Below are 23,470 nucleotides of genomic sequence, written 5' to 3' on the forward strand. Positions count from 1 at the left end.
TCAGCTGCGGTTGGTGTCGCGAAAGTCCTTGGGGGTGCAGCCGAAGCGCGCACGAAACGCGCGGCTGAAATGCGCGGGGTCGGTGAATCCCCACGATGCCGCCAACGCGCCGATGGTGGTGCGGGCATTCTGCGGCTCGCACAGGGCCCGTTTGACGCCGTCGAGTCGCTGCATCCAGATCCATTCACTGGCGGTGCACGGCTCACCGGCGAATGCTCGATGCACCGTACTCAGCGACAAGTGCAGCGAGGCAGCCACTTCCGTGACGGTCAGGTCCGGATCACGCAGTCGCGCGGTCATCGCGCGCTTGATTTCGCCGAGTCTCTCCGACGCCGCATACGGTGCGGGCTTCTCGACCCCGGTGAGTCCGACCAGGCCTGCGACCAGGATGTACTCGACGCTCTGCGACACGGCCTCGGCCGAGGCGGTACTCATGTCGGCGTCGTCCATGATCGACGAGATCATGCTGACGAGCAGTTTTCCCGCTCCGTGTCGTCCGGACACCGCCCGTGCGGTCAACGAGCCCGTATCCCGGACGAGCGTCCTCAGCGTCGCTCCGGGGAGCATCAGCACGTACTGGGCGAACGGGTCGTCGAAGCGAAGACTGTAGGGCCGGGTGGTGTCGTAGAGCGCGAAGTCTCCCGGTTGCAGGACCGCAGTTCGGTCGTCCTGGACGACGAACCCGGTTCCCGACGTCTGGACACTGACCAGGAAGTAGTCGTCACTGGTTCGGGAGATACCTGCAGGCGTTCGCAGCACGCTCTGAGCTGTCGCCGACACTCGCGACAACCCGAGAGTCGCAAGTCCGGTGGACTCGATATGCCCGGTGATGGCCGACGCGTTCTCGGGAATCGTGCACTCGAGATCGACGTACGTCCGGCTCACCGCCGCGGTCCAGAAGTCGACGCTGTCGGCCCGGTCCACCGAATCGGTGCGCAGCGGATCGCCCATGTCAGGTACCTCCCGTCCGGTCACAGAGTAGAACGCTCGGCAGCGGTGCGCAGTAGACCGGTGCGGTCGTGGCAGCCGAAGTACTCGAAGTACTGCTCGTCCGCCGCCGCGACGGTCACTTCGTGATAGAGCCTCAGGGCGGCTGCGGGGCCCATCGTCGACAGATACTTCAGCGCGGCACCGAAGATGGCCACGTGCGTCGGATGCGACTCGGCCCATGCCTCCAGATCGCTCAGGCTGCGCCACCAACTCATACCGAACGATTTGTCGGTATCGGTGCCGTCGTCGGTCACGACGGTCATGTACCGATTGGCGAAGCATCCGATGACCAGTCCGTCGTCGCGGAGAAAGTCCATGCCGGCACGCAATACCGGTTCGACGTCCCGCAGGTACATCTCTCGTTCGGCCCCGGCGGTATCGGCCCAATCCTGCCCGGATCGGATGAGGCAGAGGTTCTCCTGCGGCACGATCCTGACTCTGTCGCCCTCGCGCACCACCCGAGGCTCCCCGCTGGGAGCAAGCGAGTCACTCTGCGACAACGGGATTCGATCTCGAACCCCGCCCCAGTAGGCATGCTCGACGATGGTTCCACTGAGTGAATCGGTCAGAGTGGCAACACCTTCCATTCGTCCGGTGGACGAGAACAGCGTCTCGTAACGGTCGACGGTCGGTCTGATGATCTCGACGAAGCGGCCTCGGACGCTCGTCCAGTGCCGGCCGACGGTGTCGAACCAGCGGTCGAAGGCGGCCACGTCGTCCCAGTAGCCGATGAACACCGTCGTGTCGATGCCCTCCTCGTCGGTGTAGCGCGCCCGGTCCGTCCGGGGTGGGCCGTCGTCACCCCACGGGGAGGCGTCGGGTACGCCCTGTATTCCGAAGTAGCCCATCACGACTCGCTCGGTCGATACCGGAAAGCGAGCCACGTACGACGGGAAGGGCGGCTGGTAGCTCTCGGGTGTTCTGCGCGGACACGACCGTGGAACGACGAGGTGATCGGGTATCGCGGATTCGAGCTCAGACACGGGCGGCGTCCTCGTCGTGAGCGAGCTGCTCGGTGATCTCGAGCCGTACCTCGGCGGCGACGTCCTCGGTGGAGTCGTAGCGCGCGTTCGCCACTGGCTGCGCACCCGACACGACGCGGTCGCCGGGAGTCTTGTCGAGCCACAGTCTCGTCACATCCGGACGCGAGTAGTGGCCGGCCGGGTCGGCGGCGGCCTTGGCGATGGAAATCAGGCTGGTGTCGATGTCGGCGAACACCAGGCCTTCGGCGTCGGGGGCGAGCGGTTCGTGCATCAATTGGCCGTCGGGAGCGAAGATGCGGGCATGCCCGCCGCCCGCGGTGAGCATCGCGCGCTTGGCGTCGTCGGTGCACATGATGTCGATCATCTCGGGCGAGACCGTCGCGCACGGACTGATGACGAAACAGCCGCCTTCGACGGCGTAGATGCGGCTGGCGGCCGTGTTGACCTCTGGCCCGAGGGCGTAGGCCGCTCCGGTGTAGAGCGAGAAGCTGGGCCAGGCTCCGATGTGAACCTGCTCGTTCTGGGCGTACATCGCGTACTTCGACAGCGGCTGCAAGTGCTCCCAGCAGCACAGTGCGCCGACTCGTCCGAGGTCCGTGTCGTACACCGACAGATCCGATCCGTCGCCCTCGCCGTAGACGGTGCGTTCGACGTGAGTCGGCTTGAGCTTGCGACGCATAGCGACGGTCTTGCCTTCCGCGTCGATGATCCACTGGGCGATGTAGAGACTGGCCTTGTATCGCTCGCTCAGGCCCATCGCGATCATGATGTGGTTGTCTTTGGCGGCCTGCGCAATTCGAGCTGCTTGCGGAGTTCCGTACTCGAGCGAGTTGTCGAAATAGCGCTGTGTGAACTGAAATCCCCATGCCGGGGCGTCGAGCCAGATGTACCAGGGATAGCCGGGCAGGTAGGTCTCGGGAAACGCGACGAGCTCGGCTCCGGCGCGAGCTGCGTCCTCGATCAGGCCGATCGCCTTGTCGATCGAGGCGTCGAGATCGAGAAAGATCGGCGCGGCCTGGACTGCTGCGGCGCGGAACTGATGGTGGTTCATGGACGGGCCTTTCGTTGGGAGTGCCCCAGTTTTGCCTGCTGAAAGGCCATTCGATGGCCTCGAAGTGTCGGAAAAATTGACTCTCCGTCGCACGGTCGGATACCGAAACATTGCGGTAACCGGGACCTCGTGTGTGGACACACGATCGTCACGCGTGGAGCTCGATGGGCGGTGCGCATCTGCCGCACAATGTGTGCGCGATCACACAAGACCTTCTCGTAGGCACGGGCGCAGTCTGGAGCAGACACGCCACAGGTGCCGCGATCGGCACCCGAGAAGGAGCCAAGAAACATGATTGCAGTACAGGAATCGGCCGCACCGTCGTTGCCGACCGGCACCGCCACCGAGCTCTACATCGCCGGGCAGTGGCGCGGCGCATCCGACGGTGGCACCTTCACCGACATCAACCCCACGACGGAACAGCCCCTGGCCGAGGTTGCTGCGGCTACCGCGTCGGACGTCGATGCAGCGGTGCGCGCGGCCCGGGCCCAGCTCGGTGGTGAGTGGGGCGCGACTCCTGGAGCAGTCCGCGGGAAGCTGCTCAACCGGATTGCCGATCTCATCGAGCGCGACGGCGACCTGCTCGCTCGACTCGAGGCCCTCGACGTCGGCAAGCCGGTGGGTCAACCGGCGATGCTCGACATTCCCAATGCAGCAGCCACTTTCCGGCACTTCGCCGGCTGGGCAGACAAGATCACCGGCAGCTCCATTCCCACTGCGGGATACTTCGGGCAGCCGACGCACTCGTACACCGTTCGCGAGCCCGTCGGCGTGATCGGCATGATCGTCCCGTGGAACACGCCGCTGATGATCGCCGGATGGAAGCTCGCGCCCGCACTGGCCGCAGGAAACACCGTAGTGATCAAGCCGCCGGAGGACGCACCGCTGTCGATCCTGCACCTGGCTCGACTGATCGACGAGGCGGGCGTACCTGCGGGAGTCGTCAATGTTGTTCCAGGACTGGGAGAAGTGACCGGCGACGCGCTGGTCGGTCACCCGGACGTCGACAAGATCAGCTTCACCGGAAGTCCTCGAGTCGGCAAGCTCATCGCAAAGAAGGCTGCCGACACGTTCAAGCGGACCACCCTCGAACTCGGCGGCAAGTCGCCGCAGATCATCCTCGAGGACGCGGACCTCGAGGCAGCGATCAACGGAACCGCGATGGGCCTGTTCTTCAACCAGGGCCAGGTGTGTGCGGCCGGCACCCGAGTGTTGGTGCATCGCTCGCTGTACTCACAGGTGGTCGACGGTCTGGCCGCTGCGGCGTCGGCTCAGGTACTGGGCGATCCCTTCGACCCGTCGACGACCATGGGTGCACTCGTCAACGCCACGCAGCGCGACAGCGTGCTGGGGTACATCCAGGCCGGACGCGACGGCGGTGCCCGAGTGGCGGCCGGAGGTGGCCGTCCCGACGGGGCCGGGTATTTCGTCGAGCCGACCATCTTCGCCGACGCCGACAACGGCATGAAGATCGCCCAGGAGGAGATCTTCGGGCCCGTCGGTACGGTGATTCCGTTCGATACCGCGGACGAAGCGATCCGCATCGCCAACGACACCGTGTACGGACTGGCCGCCTCGATCTGGACCCGCGACGTGTCGAGGGCGCACACCCTGGCCGCGCAGGTCCGCTCCGGCGCGGTATGGGTGAACGGTTGGGCAGCAATCGATCCCGCACTCCCGTGGGGCGGCATGAAGACCAGTGGCACGGGCCGTGAGCTCGGGGGGGCAGGCATCGAGGCCAATACCGAGGAGAAGGTCGTGACGATCGTTCTCTAGAGCTCACGCAGGTGAGCGGGAGTGGAGCCTGCGGAACGACCCATGTGAGCGGAACTTCGTAGCAGGGGTCGAAGTTCCGCTCACCTGGGGTAACGCGGTGTTTACCGAACGAAACTCGATTCGTAACGAGTAGGCCTCAAGCTTTGATTCAACGGACGTAGAACAACGTCCGAACGGATCGGAAGGCGATGATGACGATGCCCGAACCCTAGGTCCGAGCAGGGAGCCGCTACCGTAGGGCTGTGCCCAAGCTCGTGGATCACGACGAACGCCGCCGCGCGATCACCGCGGCAACGTGGCGTCTGATCGCTGCCAAGGGGATCGATGCCGCGAACATGCGGGACATCGCGACCGAGGCGGGATACACGAACGGCGCGCTGAGTCACTACTTCGCGGGTAAGGACGAGATTCTCCGAACCGCGTTCGAGCACGTCTTCGAGGCAACGAACCGCCGTATCGACGAAGCGCTGGGCGACGCAACGGGATTCGATGCCCTCCGCATCTTCTGCCGAGAAGTGATGCCGACGACCGAAGAGACTCTGCTCGAGGCGAGAATTGCAGTCTCGCTGTGGCAGCGCGCGATGTACGACGAGCACATGGACGACACGAACCGTCGATCCCTGGTGTCGTGGCGGGCGCGGATGGCGGAATTTCTCGAGCAGGCTCGCGCAGAAGGCGACGCCGGCGACTTCGATGTCGATCTCGCCGTCGAAATGTTGCTCAACATGATGATGGGTATGCAGATTCTCGGCGTGCTCACCCCCGACGACACCACTGCCGACCGGCAGTTCGAGATGCTCGACCGGTTCATAGCTCAGCTGTAGCCACCCCTGCGGGCAGGCGAATCCTGCAATGCCGCATGCCTTCGTTATTCAACGTACGTAGAACCAACACCAGACCTCGAGGACCACCCATGCCAACCCTCACGCCCCACGCCATCGACCACGCTCTGTCGTTGCCCACCGAAGACGAGATCGCACAGGTTCGAGACATCGTCGACGCCGCCGGATTCGTCACGGCCGCAACGCGGTTCGTCTACGTCGGACTGGACGAACCGGACAAGGCCGAGTTGTACGTCTCCGAACCGACCACCCGGCGGACCTTCCGGGTGCTGTTGCACGACATTTCGACGCCCGATGCCGTCGACCTTCTGGTCTCCCTCGACGAGCGTCGGGTGATCGGTGCCACCCGCCTCGACGCCATCCGTGACGGCCAGATGCCGGTTCTCGACGAGGAATTCGAGCTCGTCGAGAATGTGCTCTCCACCGACCCGGACTGGCTCGCCGCACTGGCCGCGCGCGGACTCGACGTGGCCGACGTTCGAGTGGCACCCCTGTCGGCAGGCGTGTTCGACTACCCGGGCGAGCATGGCCGACGCATACTCCGTGGCCTGGCTTTTCGGCAGGACCACCCCGCCGATCACGCGTGGGCCCATCCCATAGACGGGCTGGTCGCGTTCGTGGACGTGATGAATCGGACGGTGGACAAGGTTGTCGACCTGGGTGTGGTTCCCATCCCGGAAGAGTCGGGAAACTTCGACGATCCGGCCGTCACCGGTCCGCTGCGCACCACGCAGAAGCCGATCGAGATCACTCAACCCGAGGGTCCGAGCTTCACGGTTCGAGGCAATCGCGTCGACTGGGAGAAGTGGTCCTTCCGAGTCGGCTTCGATGTGCGTGAAGGTCTGGTTCTGCACCAGATCGGGTTCGAGGACGACGGTATCGTCCGGCCGATCATCCACCGCGCTTCGATCGCCGAAATGGTTGTGCCATATGGGGACCCATCCCCGGTGCGGTCGTGGCAGAACTACTTCGACACCGGTGAGTATCTGGTGGGACGGTACGCGAATTCACTCGAACTCGGCTGTGACTGCGTCGGGGACATCACGTATTTCGATGCTGTGATCGCGGATGAATTCGGCAATCCGAAGACGCTGCCGAATGCCGTGTGCATGCATGAGGAGGACTTCGGGGTGTTGTGGAAGCACACCGATCTGTGGTCGGGTTCGCAGGAGACCCGGCGTCAGCGACGTCTCGTGATCTCCTTCTTCACCACCATCGGCAACTACGACTACGGATTCTTCTGGTACCTGTACCTCGACGGCAGCATCGAATTCGAGGTCAAGGCAACAGGAATCGTCTTCACCTCCGGGCATCCCGGTGGCGACTACCCCTACGCGACAGAGATCGCCCCGGGGCTCGGTGCGCCGTGCCACCAGCACCTGTTCAGTGCGCGACTGGACATGATGATCGACGGCATCGGCAACTCCGTCGAGGAGATCGAGACCCGCCGAGTACCGATGGGCCCGGACAACCTGCACGGCAATGCTTTTGCTCTGCAACACACCCCGCTGGCCACGGAATCGGAGGCCCAACGCGTCGCCGACGGCAGGGTCGGCCGCGTCTGGCACGTCACCAATCCCACCTCCTCGAGCCGGCTCGGAAAGCCCGTCGGATATACATTGCATCCCGAGGGGCAGCCGCTGCTGTTGGCCGACGACAACTCGTCGATCGCGCGACGCGCCACGTTCGCCACCAAGCATCTCTGGGTGACGCAGTTCGACCGAAGCGAACGGTATGCCGCAGGTGATTTCGTCAATCAGCACCACGGGGGAGCGGGCCTGCCGGCCTTCGTCGCCTCGAACCGTAGCCTCGTCGACGAGGACATCGTGCTGTGGCACACCTTCGGGCTGACCCACTTCCCGAGGCCCGAGGATTGGCCGATCATGCCGGTGGACTACACCGGCTTCAAACTGAAGCCTGCGGGATTCTTCGACCGCAACCCCACCCTCGACGTGCCCCGCTCGAGTTCTTCGCACTGCGCCGCATCGAGCTGCGAGGGCGGCGAGCAGAATGTCTGATACACAGTCGAGTTCGGCAGGCGTACTGCGCGGTTCCATCGGCGTCGTCGGGATCGTGTTCCTGGTCATCGCCGCTGCGGCGCCGCTGACCGCCATCGGTGGAGCCTTACCGGTCATGATCGCGACCGGCAACGGAGCGGGCGCTCCACTCGCCTACATAGTCGCGGCGATCGTCCTGCTGATCTTCAGCGTCGGATACGCGGCCATGAGCCGACACATGGTGGACACGGGCGCGTTCTACGCGTACGTGGAGAAGGGGCTCGGGAGAACCATGGGCCTCGGCGCCGCGGGTCTGGCGCTGCTGACGTACACGGCTGTTCAGGCGGGGATCTATGGCCTCGCTGCATCGACCGTCGACAGCCTGGTGGTGAAGTACGGGGGTCCCGACCTGCCGTGGTGGGTCTGGGCGCTCGGCCTCCTCGCGATCGTCGCGACGCTCGGGTACCGCAGCATCGATCTCGGTGCCAAGGTCCTCGGGGTACTGCTGGTGCTCGAGATCGGCATCATCGTGATGCTGTCGGTCGCGGTGTTCGCCAAGGGTGGTGCCGCCGGCATCGACGTCGAATCCTTCACTCCCTCGGCCTTCTTCAGTGGATCCCCGGGAATCGCCCTGATGTTCGCCATTGCGTCGTTCATCGGCTTCGAGGCCACCGCGATCTACGGCGAGGAAGCCCGCAACCCCACCCGGACGGTTCCGATCGCGACCTACGCCGCGGTCGTCACCATCGGTCTGGTGTATGCGGTCTCGAGCTGGGCGGTGGTGCTCGCCTTCGGCAGTTCGTCCGTCGGGCAGGCCGCAACCGACGACACGGCAGGGCTGACCTTCGCCGCTGCCGCCCAGTACCTGGGCCCGATGGCGGCGGACATCATGGAAATCATGCTGGTCACCAGTCTCTTCGCTGCCCTGCTTGCGTTCCACAACGCGATCGGACGGTACGTGTTCGCGCTGGCCCGCAAGGGTGTCGCCCCGTCGATGTTGGCGCGCACCCACTCTCGGCACGGCTCCCCGCACCTGGGATCACTGTTCCAGACCGTCTCGGCGGCAGTGGTTCTCGTGGCCTTCGCGGCAGCAGGCGCCGACCCGGTGCTGGAACTGTTCACGTGGATGTCCGGACTCGCCACCGTGAGCATCCTGGTTCTGATGATCCTCACCGGAGGCGCGATCATCGCGTTCTTCCGTCGATCGACCGTCGATACGCGTACCTGGCACACCGTTGTCGCCCCGGCGCTCGGAACCGTTGGGTTGGTGGGGATTCTCGGTCTGGTGCTGGACAATTTCACACTGCTCATCGGCGGTTCAGGGGTGCTCGCCGCGCTGCTGTTGGTCGTCGTGGCGGTGTTCTTCGCGGCGGGAACGGTCACGGCGCGGATGACTCGGCGGCGCACTCCCGAATCCACGGCGGTCTGAGACCCGTGCTCATGACAGGGGCGATGATTCTCGGAGCGATCGGTGCGGTGCTGCCGGTCGTCGGACATCGAAGCCGTACCGGACGGATTCGTGTCGCACACCTGTGCATGGGCGTCGTGATGCTGGTGATGGCGATGTTCGGCATGGACGCCGCCATCGCGATTCCGGCGGGCCTCGCGCTCGTCGTCGCGGCTCTGCATGTGACCGGCAGTATTTCACCGACGTCGCCGTCCGGTCCGTGCGTCGTGGACCTGACCTGCATGGCGGTCCTACTGCTGCTGATGCCCTCGCTCCATACCCATTCGGCAACCGATGCAGGCTCCGCCGCGCCGATGCACCGGCACGGAGCCGGTCTCGATCCGAGGATCGCAGTTCTGGTTCTGCTGGTTGCATGGATCGCTCTGACAATCACCATGTTTCACCGGAGACGCTCGGAACGACCGGTGGCGGCCGGCTCCCTTCTCATGATCTTCGGAATGGCACCCGTAGCTTTCTGATTCCACTATCCAGGAGACAACAATGACTACAGCAGACATCGTCTATCGCAACGGCGCAGTGTTCGTCGTGGACTCGGAGTTCACGATCGCGAGTGCGCTCGCTATCGCCGACGGCGTGATCCTGGCCACCGGAACCGACGAGGACATGGACAAGTTCGTCGGGCCGCGCACCGTGACAATCGATCTCGCAGGTAAGACAGTTCTGCCGGGCATCAACGATTCGCACCTGCATGCGGTGGCCTTCGGATTGGACACACCGCCGCTGTCGCTGGACCTGAGCTTTCCGACCGTCCGATCCATCGCCGACGTGGTCGACGCGGTGGCCGGTGCGGTGGCGAAGGCGGAGCCCGGTGAGTGGATCGTCGGAACAGGTTGGGACGAGGGATATCTGGACGAGTGCGTGTCCGATCCGGCGGTTCGACCGACTCGATTCGATCTGGATGCCGTTTCGCCCGACAATCCGGTGTTCCTGCAGGACTTCTCCCGCCATGTCTCGTGGGTGAACTCTGCCGCGCTCGAGCGGGCCGGCGTCGACGAGAAGACGGTGGTGCCGGACGGTGGAGTGATACCGACGGAGCCGTCCGGCCGCCTGATCGGCATCCTGCAGGAGGGTGCCCAGAGTCTCGTCCAGTCTGCTCTGCCGAAGCTCACACGCGAAAGGCGAACGGAAGCAGTGCGGTCCGCGATCTCCATCCTGCAGCGAGAAGGAATCACCAGTTTCACCGACCCGGCACTCGGGCCGGGCGGCGAAGATCTGGCCGGCGGTGCGATGGGTGAGGAGGGCCTGTCCATCTACGCCGACCTCGCCGCGTCGGGGGAGCTCGGGATTCGAGTCTCGGCCCTGATGCTTCCCACCGGAATGAGCGGAACAGCCGCGGAATTCGACCGCAACCTCAGCGCGATGGAGCCGCCGTCGACCGTGGATCCGCGCATGTTCAGGATCCTCGGCGTGAAGGTGTTCGCCGACGGTATTCCGCCCAGCAAGACGGCATGGATGCACCAGGAATACGTCGGCGGCGGCTGCGGGTCACTGTGCGTGGGCGGTGACACCGACGAGCGTCGGGTACACGAGGTGACCGAGATGATTCGGGTCGGACACGAAGCGGGGCATCAGATCGGCGTGCACGTCACCGGTGATCGAGCCATCGATACGGTTGCCGACGCGTTGATCGCGGCACAGACGTCCCATCCGCGTGACGATGCGCGGCACTACCTCATTCACGGAGACTTCATCAGTGCGCAGACACTCGCGCTCCTGGCCGAGCACAATATCGGCGTCAACATGAACCCCACGATCAAGTGGACGATCGCCGATCTCGAAGAGGGTGTCGTCGGCGTCGAGAGAGCGGCGTACGAGTGGCCGTACCGAAGTGCCGTCGAGTCGGGAGTGGCACTGATGAGCTCGTCCGATGCGCCGGTCACCACACCGGACTGGAGGCAAGGCATCTCGACGATGATGCTGCGGGAGAGCCGGGCGTCGGGCAGAGTCAGCGGGCCGGAGCAGACCATCGGTTTGGCCGACGCGATCCGCACGTACACGATCAACGCAGCGTGGCAGGACTTCGCCGAGGATTGGAAGGGCTCGCTCGAACCGGGAAAGGTGGCCGACCTGTGCATTCTCGACGGTGACCTCGCTGCGATGGATCCGCACGACATTCCTTCGGTGCCCGTTGTGTCGACCGTGGTCGGGGGTGTGGAGGTCTACAGCGCCTCCACGTGGGTTCGCCACTGAACGAGGGCGCGTCTGACCCAGAATGTGTGCGCTCAGTGACATGTTTCCGTCGCGACGATCGGCGACTGTTGTGTCGACGGTCACAACAGAAAGAGGGAGCGCATGTCGACGGATTACATCGTAGTGGGAGCAGGATCAGCGGGAAGTGTCATCGCCAGGAGGCTGCTCGATGCCGGTCACACCGTGCACGTGATCGAGGCCGGACCTGTGGATACCGATCCGGCGATCCACTCACCGCAGGGCTGGCCGACGCTGTTGGGCGGCTCGCAGGACTGGGGACTGTTCACCACTCCGCAGAAGCACGCCAACGATCGACGGATTTTCTGGCCGCGCGGACGCGTACTCGGCGGCAGCTCGTCCCTCAACGGAATGATCTACGTACGAGGGCATTTCAGCGACTACGACGGGTGGGCGTGCGCGACCGGCGATGCCGGGTGGGCCTGGGAGAACGTGCTGCCGCTGTTCAAGCGTTCGGAGTCACACGAACTCGGGGCCAACGAGTTCCACGGCGGCGACGGGCCACTGCCGGTGTCCATCATGGGTACCCCGCATCCGCTGGCGGCCGCCTTCGTCGATGCGGCAGTCGAACACGGGCACAAGTTGATCGACGATTTCAACGCCGACGAGATGGTGGGTGCCGGCTACAACCACACCACTACTCGCGACGGCGAACGGATGAGTGCGTGGAAGAGCTTCGTAGGACCGGTGATCGGGCATCCTGACCTGACTGTCACCACTGGGGCACTCGTTCACCGGGTGGTTCTCGAGAACGGCCGTGCGGTGGGAATCGAATACAGCCGCGGTGGTTCCGAGGTGGAGCGATCGTTCGCCGATCACGAGGTGATCCTCTGCGGTGGAGCTCTCGGATCACCGAAGACGTTGTTGCTGAGTGGAATCGGACCCGCCGCGCACTTGGCCGAACTCGGGATCGACACGGTCGTGGACCTGCCGGGTGTTGGCGAGAATCTGCACGACCACCTGCTGCTGAGCAACATCTACGAGTCCCTCGAGCCGCTCGCAGCCGGTACGAACAATCTGCTCGAGGCGCAGCTCTACGCCCGCAGCAATGGATGGGCCGGCGCTGCACCGGATCTGCAGCCCCTGTTCATGCACATTCCGTACCCGGCAGACGGATACCCGGTGCCCGAGAACGGTTACACCATCGCACCCGGCATCGTCGCTCCCCGCTCGCGCGGGACGTTGCGGTTGGCGTCATCGGACCCGAGCGAACTGCCGCTGGCGGATCCGAACATTCTGGCCGACCCGTACGACCTCGAAGCGATGGTCGACGCGGTGGAGATCTGCCGTGAGATCGGTGCATCCGACGCGTTCGCGCCGTGGCGGAAGGCCGAGGTGGTTCCGGGGCCGAGTGCGCGCACACGCGACGACCTGCGGGCCTATGTTCGACAGACCGCCGGCACGTACCACCATCAGGTCGGCACCTGCAAGATGGGTGCGGACTCGGATCCCAATGCTGTTGTCGGAGCGAATCTTCGAGTGCGTGGCGTCGAAGGGCTGCGGGTCGCGGACGCGTCGATCATGCCCACCGTGCCGTCGGGCAACACCAACGCGCCGTCGATCATGGTGGGTGAGCGGGCCTCGGATCTGATTCTGGGGAGGTAGATCGTAGTCGGGTGAGGGGGCGTGCGCTCTCACCCGGCGCGATACTCCCGCGGTGACATCCCGTATGTCTCCTTGAACAGTTTCGAGAAGTTCGAGGAATCGATCAAACCATGACGCGCACAGATGGTTCCGATGCTGTCCGCGGCGAATCGAGGGTCGCGGAGATCGCGATGGCAGCGATCGAGCCGCCTGGATCTGATCCATCCGGCCACCGTGCGACCGTCGGACTCGAAGAGCTTCTGTAGGTAGCGCGTCGAGATATGCAGGCGCGCAGCGAGAGAGGCCGTGGACAGCGAGGGATCGGACAGGTGCGATTCGACGAGGCCCTTGGCCTCGATCAGCAGTGTCGAACCCGGAACCTCGTGGGGTGCTGCGTCGTCGAGAGCGGCACCGAGAAGATCGAGTACCGCGTGCTCGAGCATCGGCGTGGTGGGCAGAGTGCCGTCGAGGGCGTTGCGGCGCAGGGTATGCAGAAAAGGCGACACCAACGCGCCCACGCCGCGGGCACCCTCGATGCACCGCGCCGCCACAGTGGTCAGTTCACGAGAGTCGATACGCAGTTCTCGACGCGGGAACATCACGACGAACATCTCGAAATTGCCGGCGAAATGCAGCTCGTACGGGGCGCTGGTGTCGTACACCGCGAAGTCACCCGGGTTCAGCACGGCCTCGCGCTCGTTCTGAACGATCGTGCCGCGCCCCGTCAGCTGAAGACCGACCTTGATCAAGCCCGGATCGGACCGCCGGATGGTCGCGCGGGTCCGCCGGACGTCGACCTCGCGGCCGGTCACCTCGCTCAGTTGCAAGGCCCCCAGCGTCGACGACACCAGCGTGCCCTCGAACGACGACGGCCCGGTGGACACAGCGTCCAACGGCACGAACGCCGTCGAGACGTTCTCGCGCCATTGCTCGAAACTCTGTGCCACCGGGCTCATGTCATACGGCGGGACGGTTGTCGATCAGACGGCGAGCCTTGCCGATGGAACGCTCGAGGGCCGCGGGTGCGACGACGTCGACCGCAACGCTCACGCCGATGCGATCCTTGACGAGCTTCTTCAGTGTCGCCGCTGCTGGTGCGTGCGAGTCGAGTGCGGCGTCGGGGCGGGCCTCGACGAGAACGGTCAACGAGTCCATGCGGCCTGCCCTCTCGAGCACGCACTGGAACTGCGGTGCCAGCACGGGCACGGTCAGGATCAGCTCTTCGATCTGCGTCGGGAAGAGGTTGACGCCGCGCAGAATGATCATGTCGTCGGTGCGACCGGTGACCTTCTGCATCCGACGCATCGTGCGGGCCGTGCCCGGCAGCAGTCGCGTCAGATCGCGGGTGCGGTACCGGATGATCGGCATCGCTTCCTTGGACAACGACGTGAACACCAGTTCACCCTCCTCGCCGTCGGGCAGGACTTCGCCGGTCACCGGGTCGATGACCTCCGGGTAGAAATGATCCTCCCAGATGTGGAGTCCGTCCTTGGTTTCGACGCATTCCATCGCGACGCCAGGCCCCATCACCTCGGACAGGCCGTAGATGTCGACGGCGTCCATGTCGAGAGTCTTCTCGATCTCCTTGCGCATCTCCTCGGTCCACGGCTCCGCGCCGAAGACACCGGTCTTCAGTGAGGTCATGGCCGGGTCGATGCCCTTCTTGATCATCGCGTCCACGATCGTGAGCATGTACGACGGTGTGACCATGATGGCGTCGGGCTCGAAGTCCTCGATGAGCTGGATCTGACGATCGGTCATACCGCCGGACATCGGAATGACGGTGCAGCCCAGACGTTCCGCGCCGTAGTGCGCGCCGAGGCCGCCGGTGAACAGTCCGTAGCCGTAGGCCACGTGCACCTTGTCGGACGGCTTCACCCCGCCGGCACGAAGGCTGCGAGCGATGAGGTCGGCCCAGTTGCTGATGTCGTTCGCGGTGTAGCCGACGACGGTGGGTCGGCCGGTGGTTCCCGAGGACGCGTGAATGCGCGAGACCTGGTTCTGCGGGACGGCGAACATGCCGAACGGGTAGTTCTCCCGCAGATCGGCCTTGGCGGTGAACGGGAACTTCGCCAGATCCGACAGGTCCTTCAGATCGGTCGGATGCACCCCCGCGTCGTCGAAGGCCTTCTTGTAATGAGCAACGTTGTCGTACGCATGCTGCAGTGACCACTGCAGGCGCTCCAACTGCAGGGTGGAGATCCGATCGCGAGACGCGAACTCGATATCGGGGGTATCGGTGGGGGCGGACAGCACACTGGTCATGATTGCTCTCTCGTGTCTCAGGCGTCGAAGTCGACGGTCACGGTGTCGCTGAGGGGGAAGGTCTGGCAGGTGAGCACGAAGCCGGCAGCGACCTCGTTGTCTTCGAGGGCGTAGTTGCGGCGCATGTCGACCTCGCCGAAGGTGACCTTCGCGCGGCAGGTGCCACACACGCCGCCCTTGCACGCGAAGGGGAGATCGGAGCGCAGCTGCTCACCGGAATCGAGGATCGACTCGTCCTGGGGGAGAGTGCCCGTCACGGAGCGGCCGTCGAGGGTGATCGTGACCTCGCTGCTCGGTCCGGTCACGCCGGGTTCGCGATGCTTCTCCTGGGGTGGCGGAACATCGTCGACGTAGAAGAGTTCGGCATGGACGTTGTCCTTGGCCACGCCGAGATCGCCGAGTACCTGCTGGGCGTCGGTCACCATTCCGAACGGACCGCACAGCCAGAAGTGATCGATCTCGGGGGTCGCGACGACGGAGTCGAGTATCTCGCGCAACCGGTCGGCGTCGAGTCTTCCGCTGAACAGTTCGACCTCGCGCGGTTCCCTGGACAGGACGTGAATGACGTCGAACCGGCTGCCGTACTGATCCTTGAGATCGGCGATCTCCTCGGCGAACATCACCGATCTGGTACGCCGATTGCCGTACAGCAGAACGACTTCGGAGTCGGGGTTCGCCAACACCGAAGCGGCGATCGAGAGCATCGGGGTGATGCCCGAGCCGGCTGCGATGAGCACGTGTCGGCCGCCTGCGGCCGGGTCGGCGTGAAAACTACCGCTCGGGCCCTGGACGTCGATTCGATCGCCTGCCTTGACGTCGTGGACCAACCACGAGGAGAACAGGCCGTCGCTCACCTCCCGCACACCGACGCGGGGACGCGCGCCCACCGGTGCGCAGATCGAGTAGGAGCGACGGTGCTCGACGCCGTCCACCGTGCGGCTGAGCATCAGGGATTGCCCTGGGCGAAAGTCGAATTCGCCCGTGAGGTGTTCTGGCACGTCGAACGTGACGGCGACGGCGTCGTCGCACAGTGACTCGACATCCGCGACGGTCAACGTGTGAAAAGGCTTGTTCCGCAGATTCTTCTGTACGGGTTCAGCGGTGACGGTCATCAAATTTCCTTCACGTGGTCGAAGGGCTCGAGGCAGTCGTCGCACCGGTACTGGGCTTTGCAGAGGGTGGCACCGAACTCGGAGGTGAGGCGGGTATTGGTGGAAGTGCACTGGGGGCAGGCGATCTGCCGCGGCTTCACTGTCAGGGTCAACGGGACCGGACCACTCGTCCGCGCCGGGGCGGGGCCGGGTACGGAGTAGCCGGCTTCGCGAAGCTTGCGCAGGCCCTCCTCGGAGATCCAGTCGGTGCTCCACGCGGGGGAGAGGCTGGTGACGATCTCGACCTCGGAGTAGCCGTGGTCGGTGAGCTTGTGCGCGATGTCGTCGCGCATCGTCGCCATCGCCGGGCATCCTGAGTACGTCGGTGTGATCGTGACGAGCACACTGCCGTTCTCGCGTACCTCGACGTCGCGCAGGACGCCGAGGTCGTCGAGAGTGAGCAGCGGCATCTCGGGATCCATGACGGTGGCGGCGATCTCGCGTGCCGTTCGTTCGAGAGTGGTCACCAGACTCCCTCCGGATGCGCTCTCGCCACGACCTGCATCTCGGCGATCAGCGGCCCGAATGCCTCGGTGTGGATACCTCGCCTGCCTCCACGGCCGCCGATGGTGCCCACGGACTTGCCCTCGGGTGCCTCCAACTCGGCGGCGTGCAGCACCTGTGCCAGAACGGAATCGAACTCCTCGCGCACGTCGCGTGGGTCGACGCCGACACCGACCTTCGCGAGTGCGATTTCCTCGTCCGTCGGCACGAACAGTTCGGAGACGTACGGCCAGATCCGAGCCACCGCGTCGCGGACGCGTCGCTTCGATTCCTCCGTGCCGCAGCCCAGAGTGACGACCCAGCGTGCCGAGTAGTCGCGGTGGTACGTCAGCTCTTTGACGCCCTTGTTCGCAACCGCGGCGAGAACGGGATCGCGGGAATCCTGCAGCCGAGTGAAGAGTGCGAGACGCCACGTCGAGAACACCAGAAGGCGCACCTGAGATTTGGCGAAATCACCGTTGTCGAGCTCGGTGAGTCGTACGTTCCGGAAGTCGGCCTCGTCGCGGAAGAACGTGAGCGCGTCCTCGGCCGGCGCGGGGGAGGTGTCCGAGATGAACGGCACGACCGTCGGGTCGGCTTTGGCGGCGCGGGCCAGCAGTAGCCGGGCCTGGCCGAGGAGATCGAGGCCGACGTTGGCCAGTGCCACTTCCTCTTCGAGTTCCGGTGCGCGGGTGCTCCACTCGGCCAGGCGCTGTGAGCTGATCAGCGCATCGTCGCCGAGCATGAGGCAGTACGCGGCAAGGGCTTTCAGGTCGACGTCGTCGGGCACGGTGGTGTCGACTCCGGCGAGCGGGTCGTCGAAGCTCGTCCCGAATGCCCACTGCCCGTGCGAATCCTCGTCGACGAGGCCCTCGTAGGCGCTGTCGTGATCAGTCATGAGTGCGTGTCCTCTTGAAGTGTGGGTCTCACATGTGGGGAACGTTGTCGGGGATCTCGTAGAACGTCGGGTGGCGGTACACCTTGTCGCCACTCGGAGCGAAGAACGGATCCTTCTCCGACGGCGACGACGCGACGATCGAGTTGGACGGAACCACCCAGATGCTGACGCCTTCGTTGCGTCGGGTGTAGACGTCGCGAGCATGCCGCAGCGCCATGTGGTCGTCGGCGGCGTGCAGCGATCCGACATGCACGTGGTTCAGGCCGCGCTTGCCGCGCAGGAACACCTCGTACAGGGGCCAATCTGCCTTGACGGCTTCCCTTTTCGGCTCGACCGGAACACCCTCGGTGGGCACCGCTCCGTGGCCGCCCTCGGCGGTGAATTCGGTCATGATGCTGCGTTCCTTTCGGCGAATGCGGTTGCGGCCTCACGGACCCAGGCTCCGCCGTCGTGAGCTGCGCGCCGGTTCGCGATGCGCTCGACGTTGGAGGCACCGTTGCCCTTGATCACCTGCATGAACTCGGACCAGTCGGGCTCGCCGAAATCGTGCGACTTGCGCTCCTCGTTCCACTTCAGGTCCGGGTCGGGGAACGTGACGCCCAGGGCCTTCGCCTGCGGGATGGACATGTCGACGAAGCGTTGGCGCAGTTCGTCGTTGGTGTGGCGCTTGATGCCCCACTTCATCGACTGCTCGGTGTTGGGGGACTCGTCGTCCGGCGGGCCGAACATCATCAGAGCCGGCCACCACCAGCGGTTGACTGATTCCTGAACCATGGCGCGCTGTTCGTCGGTGCCGCGCATCATCGTGGCGAGCAGTTCGTAGCCCTGTCGCTGATGGAACGACTCCTCTTTGCAGACGCGGATCATCGCGCGTGCGTACGGGCCGAAGCTGCTGCGGCACAAGGGAACCTGGTTGCAGATCGCTGCACCGTCGACGAGCCAGCCGATGGTGCCCACGTCGGCGTACGTCAGGGTGGGGTAGTTGAAGATCGAGGAGTACTTCTGCTTGCCCTCGATGAGCTTGACCGTCAGATCGGCGCGGTCTGCACCGAGCGTCTCGGCGGCGGAGTACAGGTAGAGGCCGTGGCCGGCTTCGTCCTGCACCTTGGCCATCAGGATCGCTTTGCGGCGCAGTGACGGCGCACGGGTGAGCCAGTTGCCCTCCGGCTGCATACCGATGATCTCGGAGTGCGCATGCTGGGCGATCTGGCGGATGAGCGACTTGCGGTAGCCGTCGGGCATCCAGTCGCGGGGCTCGACGCGCTGTTCGCGGGCAACGGTGTCGTCGAACCCGTCCTGCAGCGTCTCGGCGGACAAGGTGTTTGACGTGGTCATAAGTCCTACTTTCATTACCGAATGATCGGTTGGTAACCAGTATGCCTCGAGTGCGGCTCCGCGCACAAGAGCGGCTGCGCCTCACGTGCGTGGAACTTCGTAGCATGGGTCGAGTTTCTGTTCACATGGGTCGTTCCGCAGGCTCCACTCCCGCTCACATGCCGACGAAGGAGGCTCTCGTCTTGTTCAGGAACGCGTCGACGGCGGCCTTGTGGTCGGCGGTCTGGCCCAGGGCGGTCTGCGCCTGCGCCTCGCGGTCCAGTGCGTCGGACAGTCCGGAGCGCGCGATCAGCGACTTGACCTGCTTGTAGGCCTGGGTTGGTCCGGCTGCGAGTGACGCGGCCAGCGTGCGTGCTGTCTCGAGAACGTCGGCGTCGTCGACGACGCGATGTATCAGGCCCCAGTCGAGGGCCTGCGCGGCGGTGACCCTGTCGCCGAGCAGCATCAGACCCGCGGCCCGGCTCGATCCGAGTGCCTCGACCAGAGTGAAACTCAATCCCGAGTCACTGGCCAAGCCGATGCCGGTGAACGCCGTCGCGAACGTCGACTTGGTGCCCGCGACCCGAATATCTCCTGCGAGCGCGATTCCGAGACCGGCGCCGACGCAGGCGCCAGGAATGGCCACGACGATCGGTACGTCGAGCGCTGCGAGCCCTCGGATGACCGGGTTGTAGTGCTCACCGACGGTATCCATCGCTGTGGCCGGATCGGGCTCGAGCGCGGTGACATGCTCACCCAGATCCTGGCCGACGCAGAAGTTCTTGCCTTCGGCGGTGATGAGTACTGCGCGCACCTCGGGTGCGGCAGCGTTCTGGACGGCCTCCGCCAGCGCGACTTTTGTCGTCACGTCGAGGGCGTTGTGTGCCTCGGAGCGAGCGAGTGTGATGGTCGCCAGGCCGTCGGTGATGTCGAACCGTACCGTCATGCGTTCGTCCAATCGTGAAAGCCGCGACCGGACTTGCGTCCGATATCGCCGCGAGAAACCATGTCTCGCAACAACTGCGGGGGTGTGAACCTGTCGCCGAGGGTCGACGCCAGGTGTTCTGCGATCGCGAGCCGGACGTCCAACCCCACGAGGTCGGTCGACCGCAGCGGACCCATCGGGTGCTTGTAACCGAGTTCCATGGCGCGATCGATGGATTCGGCGTCGGCGACGCCTTCCTCCAACATCCGAATGGCTTCGAGCCCCAGGCAAACCCCGAGCCGTGACGTCGCGAATCCGGGGGAGTCGTTGACGAGCACCTCGGTCTTGCCCAGCAGCGACACCCACTGCCGTACTCGCTCCACCACGTCCGCGGCGGTGGCCGGCGCGCGCACGATCTCGACGAGAGTCGACGCCGGAACCGGATTGAAGAAGTGCATCCCGACGAAGCGACTCGGATCACTCAGCGCCGCACCGAGTTCGGCGATGGAAATAGAGCTCGTGTTCGACGCGATAACGGTCTCGGGCCCGGCGATCTTGTCGACGAGAGCAAGTACCTCGACTTTGAGCGACGGGATCTCGGGCACCGCTTCGACAACCAGATCGAGCTCGGCATGCAGGTCGGACGGCCCCGCGACCGTGGAGACCCGGGCGAGAATGGCCGACGGGTCCTCGCTGAGCTTGCCGCGCTCGTGCGCCCGAGCCAAGCCCGTCTCGACTCGACCGAGAGCGGCCTGCTGATCGGCAGCTTCGGCGATGACGACGGTGGATCCGAGCGCCGCGAAGACCTGCGCGATCCCTGCACCCATCCGTCCTCCGCCGACGACAGCCACTTTCACGGGAGCGGTCATTTTTTCTTCTCCAGAAATGCCGTCATCCGGCGTTGTTTGTCTTCGGTCTCGAACAGCACCGCCTGCGCGATGTCGTCGGCCCATGGATGTGAACCGGGTGCATCGAGGATCTTCTTGGTCAGCGTCAGCGCCAGGGGTGCTTGCTTGGCGATGCGATCAGCCAGGGCATGGGCGGCAGCCAACGGCTCGTCGACGACGTCCAGCACCAGGCCGGAGCGGAGTGCCACGTCGGCGTCGAGCGTTCGGCCACCGAGGAGAACCTGCTTCGCGACGGACACACCCACCAACGTCGGCAACCGGTAGCTTGCCCCGGCGGCAGCCATGATGCCCAGCCCCGGTTCGGGATTGCCGAACACGGCCGTCGGCGACGCGATACGGATGTCGCAGGCGTACGACAGCTCGGCCCCACCGCCGAGGGCGTAACCCCGCACCGCGGCGATCGTCGGAAGGGGCAGTGCGGCAAAGCGGTCGAACAGGTTTCGGTTGATGCCGCGTAATGCGTCGTCGCGGGTGCGGGCGCGCAGCTGATTGATGTCGGCACCCCCGGCGAAGTGCTCGCCCTCACCGGTCAGGATCACAATCTTCGGATCCTGCTCCACGAGCCCGCACACCTCGTGCAACTCACCGATCATCTCGGCGTCGATCGCATTGCGCTGCTTCACACGGGCCAGCGTCACGACGACGCGGTCGGCCTGCTCCTCGACGACGAGTGTGTTCACGGTGCCTCGATCAACATCGACACGCCTTGCCCGACGCCGACGCAGAGCGTCGCGAGTCCGCGGGACGCCTTCTCGCGTTCCATCCGGCCCAACAGCGTCAACAGGATTCGCGCGCCGGACGAGCCGAGAGGATGGCCGAGAGCGATGGCCCCGCCGTCGGCATTGACGATGTCCTCGTTCAGCTTCAACTGCCGGATGACGCCGAGCGACTGGGCTGCGAAGGCCTCGTTGAGTTCGACGGCACCGAGGTCGTCGGCCGACCACCCGGCGCGAGCGAGCGCCTTCTGTGTCGACGGCACCGGCCCGAGCCCCATGATGTGCGGTGCGATACCGGCGCTGGCGCTGGTGACGATGCGGCCACGAACCTCGAGGCCGTACTTCTTCACGGCTTCCTCCGACGCCACCACCAGCGCCGACGCACCGTCGGTGAACGGTGACGAAGTGCCCGCAGTGACGATGCCGTCCTTGCGGAAGACGGTCTTCAGCGTGCCGAGTTTCTCCAATGTGGTTCCGCGCCGCGGTGTCTCGTCCTGGGTGACGTCTCCGTTCTTGGTCGAGACGGGCACGATCTCGTCGGCGAAGCGTCCGGCATCCTGAGCAGCGATGGCACGCTGCTGGCTGCGGAAGGCGAAGGCGTCGGACTCGGCGCGGGTGATGCCCTCGCTGAGCGCGACCTCCTCGGCCGTCTCGCCCATCGACAGGGTGATCTTGGGGTCGGTCCCCGCGTCGTGCGCAGCGAAGGTCGGATTGGTGAATCGCCAGCCGAGGGCGGTGTCAAAGATGTCTCCGGGCTTGGCCCACGCCGTCCCCGGCTTCGCCATGACCCAGGGCGCGCGGGTCATGGACTCGACGCCACCGGCGACGATGATGTCGGCCTCACCGCTGCGAATGGTGCTCGCGGCGTTGGCCACTGCCGTCAGTCCGCTCGCGCACAGTCGGTTGACGGTGTAGCCCGGCACCGTGTGGGGGAGTCCTGCGAGCAGAACTGCCATTCTCGCCACGTCACGATTGTCCTCGCCCGCCTGGTTCGCGGCACCGAGAATCACTTCGTCGATTCGATCGACGGGCACGCCGGCTCGGCGGACGGCCTCGGCGACCACGATCCCCGCCAGGTCGTCGGGACGCACGGTCGACAGTGCGCCGCCGTAGCGTCCGTGCGGCGTGCGCGCACCGGCCACGAGAAATACTTCGCCCACTGGGAACTCCTTCGTACGGTTGCGTCATTAATAACCGAACATTCGGTCGTTTGGCAAGGGCTGCTGCCCATGGTGCTGTGGAATCGGCCTTCGGCTGAGAAGATGTGGACATGACAACCGCACGCGCGCCGCGCAGGACCGGCATGCCGGGCCGGCCCGGATACGATCTGGATTCACTGCTGGCCGTGGCGGTCAAGGTCTTCAACGACCGTGGGTACGACGGCACCAGCATGGAGGTTCTGGCGAAGCGGCTCGGTATCACCAAGTCCTCGATCTACCACCATGTATCGGGCAAGTCGGAGCTTCTCGAACTCGCCCTGTCGCGGGCTCTCAACGCACTGTTCGCCGTGACGACCGAAGATCGGGCCACGACCGGGCGGTACATCGACCGCCTCGAATACCTGGTGCGTCGCAGCGTGGACATCCTGTGCGCCGAACTGCCGTACGTGACGTTGCTTCTGCGCGTCCGCGGCAACACCGACGTCGAGCGTCGAGCGCTCGCCCGTCGCCGCGAGTTCGATTCGTTCGTCACCGGGCTCGTGGTCGCCGCCGCCGAAGAGGGCGACCTACGTCCAGGGGTGGATCCGGCCTTGGCGTCCAAGCTCGTGTTCGGCACGGTCAACTCGCTCATCGAGTGGTATCGCCCGCGCACCGGCGGATCCGTCGAGGAATTGGCCGACGCCGTGGTGGCGCTGACCTTCGACGGCCTGCGCCGCACCTAGCAACGCAAGTCTTGACTTCTCGGCGTTCG

Annotated in this window: 22 protein-coding genes; 8 read left to right on the forward strand and 14 right to left on the reverse strand. The window is 65.1% G+C overall.

Annotated features, from left to right (window positions below):
- Genes CH249_RS07475 through CH249_RS07485 form a run of 3 tightly spaced genes read right to left on the reverse strand, consistent with a single transcriptional unit; the run spans position 1 to position 3,024 of the window.
- Entirely contained in the window at positions 1-951 is a 951-nt protein-coding gene (locus CH249_RS07475; protein ID WP_094681665.1) for a helix-turn-helix domain-containing protein, read from the reverse strand.
- Between the two features lie 20 nt (positions 952-971).
- Complete coding sequence (locus tag CH249_RS07480; RefSeq protein ID WP_094681666.1) at positions 972-1,973, reverse strand: phenylacetaldoxime dehydratase family protein; 1,002 nt, start codon at positions 1,971-1,973, stop codon at positions 972-974.
- Positions 1,966-3,024: a carbon-nitrogen hydrolase family protein gene (locus tag CH249_RS07485; protein WP_094646531.1), complete on the reverse strand. Its 1,059-nt coding sequence runs from the start codon at positions 3,022-3,024 to the stop codon at positions 1,966-1,968. Before CH249_RS07485 ends, CH249_RS07480 begins: the two co-directional genes overlap by 8 nt.
- Positions 3,025-3,315: 291 nt before the next feature.
- Between CH249_RS07485 and styD the strand changes: the two genes are divergently transcribed.
- The 7 genes from styD (at position 3,316) to CH249_RS07520 (ending at position 12,920) form a co-directional block, all read left to right on the forward strand.
- Positions 3,316-4,800, forward strand: coding sequence for a phenylacetaldehyde dehydrogenase StyD (gene styD / locus CH249_RS07490; protein WP_094681667.1), 1,485 nt, complete (start codon positions 3,316-3,318; stop codon positions 4,798-4,800).
- Between the two features lie 254 nt (positions 4,801-5,054).
- On the forward strand, positions 5,055-5,624 hold the full coding sequence (locus tag CH249_RS07495; RefSeq protein WP_094646597.1) for a TetR/AcrR family transcriptional regulator: 570 nt from the start codon (positions 5,055-5,057) through the stop codon (positions 5,622-5,624).
- An 89-nt stretch (positions 5,625-5,713) separates the two neighbouring features.
- Entirely contained in the window at positions 5,714-7,660 is a 1,947-nt protein-coding gene (locus tag CH249_RS07500) for a primary-amine oxidase (RefSeq protein ID WP_094681668.1), read from the forward strand.
- Positions 7,653-9,068, forward strand: coding sequence for an APC family permease (locus CH249_RS07505; RefSeq protein ID WP_094681669.1), 1,416 nt, complete (start codon positions 7,653-7,655; stop codon positions 9,066-9,068). Before CH249_RS07500 ends, CH249_RS07505 begins: the two co-directional genes overlap by 8 nt.
- A gap of 11 nt (positions 9,069-9,079) precedes the next feature.
- Positions 9,080-9,565, forward strand: coding sequence for a hypothetical protein (locus tag CH249_RS07510; RefSeq protein WP_143544373.1), 486 nt, complete (start codon positions 9,080-9,082; stop codon positions 9,563-9,565).
- A gap of 22 nt (positions 9,566-9,587) precedes the next feature.
- Positions 9,588-11,297 carry an amidohydrolase gene (locus tag CH249_RS07515; protein WP_094681671.1) on the forward strand — a complete coding sequence of 570 codons (1,710 nt, stop codon included), beginning with the start codon at positions 9,588-9,590 and terminating at the stop codon, positions 11,295-11,297.
- A 102-nt stretch (positions 11,298-11,399) separates the two neighbouring features.
- Entirely contained in the window at positions 11,400-12,920 is a 1,521-nt protein-coding gene (locus CH249_RS07520; RefSeq protein ID WP_094681672.1) for a GMC family oxidoreductase, read from the forward strand.
- A 29-nt stretch (positions 12,921-12,949) separates the two neighbouring features.
- Here the strand turns inward: CH249_RS07520 and CH249_RS07525 are convergent, their stop codons facing one another.
- The 11 genes from CH249_RS07525 to CH249_RS07575 form a co-directional block, all read right to left on the reverse strand.
- Positions 12,950-13,855, reverse strand: a complete 906-nt coding sequence (locus CH249_RS07525; protein WP_094681673.1) for a helix-turn-helix domain-containing protein — start codon at positions 13,853-13,855, stop codon at positions 12,950-12,952.
- A gap of 1 nt (position 13,856) precedes the next feature.
- Entirely contained in the window at positions 13,857-15,164 is a 1,308-nt protein-coding gene (gene paaK, locus CH249_RS07530) for a phenylacetate--CoA ligase PaaK (protein ID WP_094681674.1), read from the reverse strand.
- Between the two features lie 17 nt (positions 15,165-15,181).
- Positions 15,182-16,276 (reverse strand): 1,2-phenylacetyl-CoA epoxidase subunit PaaE, encoded by a 1,095-nt coding sequence (paaE, locus tag CH249_RS07535; protein ID WP_094681675.1) that lies wholly within the window; start codon positions 16,274-16,276, stop codon positions 15,182-15,184.
- The gene (gene paaD, locus CH249_RS07540; protein ID WP_068054497.1) at positions 16,276-16,737 is read right to left on the reverse strand and encodes a 1,2-phenylacetyl-CoA epoxidase subunit PaaD; all 462 of its coding nucleotides are present in this window, start codon (positions 16,735-16,737) and stop codon (positions 16,276-16,278) included. The genes paaE and paaD overlap by 1 nt, the downstream gene beginning before the upstream one ends.
- Before the next feature lie 41 nt (positions 16,738-16,778).
- Positions 16,779-17,696 (reverse strand): 1,2-phenylacetyl-CoA epoxidase subunit PaaC, encoded by a 918-nt coding sequence (gene paaC / locus CH249_RS07545; RefSeq protein WP_032404450.1) that lies wholly within the window; start codon positions 17,694-17,696, stop codon positions 16,779-16,781.
- A 28-nt stretch (positions 17,697-17,724) separates the two neighbouring features.
- Positions 17,725-18,087 (reverse strand): 1,2-phenylacetyl-CoA epoxidase subunit PaaB, encoded by a 363-nt coding sequence (gene paaB, locus CH249_RS07550; protein WP_032404451.1) that lies wholly within the window; start codon positions 18,085-18,087, stop codon positions 17,725-17,727.
- Positions 18,084-19,031 carry a 1,2-phenylacetyl-CoA epoxidase subunit PaaA gene (paaA, locus tag CH249_RS07555; protein ID WP_032379887.1) on the reverse strand — a complete coding sequence of 316 codons (948 nt, stop codon included), beginning with the start codon at positions 19,029-19,031 and terminating at the stop codon, positions 18,084-18,086. Before paaA ends, paaB begins: the two co-directional genes overlap by 4 nt.
- Positions 19,032-19,185: 154 nt before the next feature.
- Entirely contained in the window at positions 19,186-19,956 is a 771-nt protein-coding gene (locus CH249_RS07560; RefSeq protein ID WP_094681676.1) for an enoyl-CoA hydratase/isomerase family protein, read from the reverse strand.
- Positions 19,953-20,804, reverse strand: a complete 852-nt coding sequence (locus CH249_RS07565; RefSeq protein ID WP_094646542.1) for a 3-hydroxyacyl-CoA dehydrogenase family protein — start codon at positions 20,802-20,804, stop codon at positions 19,953-19,955. Before CH249_RS07565 ends, CH249_RS07560 begins: the two co-directional genes overlap by 4 nt.
- The gene (locus tag CH249_RS07570; protein WP_094646543.1) at positions 20,801-21,523 is read right to left on the reverse strand and encodes an enoyl-CoA hydratase/isomerase family protein; all 723 of its coding nucleotides are present in this window, start codon (positions 21,521-21,523) and stop codon (positions 20,801-20,803) included. The genes CH249_RS07565 and CH249_RS07570 overlap by 4 nt, the downstream gene beginning before the upstream one ends.
- Positions 21,520-22,719 (reverse strand): thiolase family protein, encoded by a 1,200-nt coding sequence (locus CH249_RS07575; protein WP_094646544.1) that lies wholly within the window; start codon positions 22,717-22,719, stop codon positions 21,520-21,522. The genes CH249_RS07570 and CH249_RS07575 overlap by 4 nt, the downstream gene beginning before the upstream one ends.
- Positions 22,720-22,829: 110 nt before the next feature.
- Between CH249_RS07575 and CH249_RS07580 the strand changes: the two genes are divergently transcribed.
- Entirely contained in the window at positions 22,830-23,441 is a 612-nt protein-coding gene (locus tag CH249_RS07580) for a TetR/AcrR family transcriptional regulator (protein ID WP_094646598.1), read from the forward strand.
- Positions 23,442-23,470: the final 29 nt, after the last annotated feature.

The sequence above is a fragment of the Rhodococcus sp. 05-2255-3B1 genome (assembly GCF_002258545.1).
Classification (GTDB): domain Bacteria; phylum Actinomycetota; class Actinomycetes; order Mycobacteriales; family Mycobacteriaceae; genus Rhodococcoides.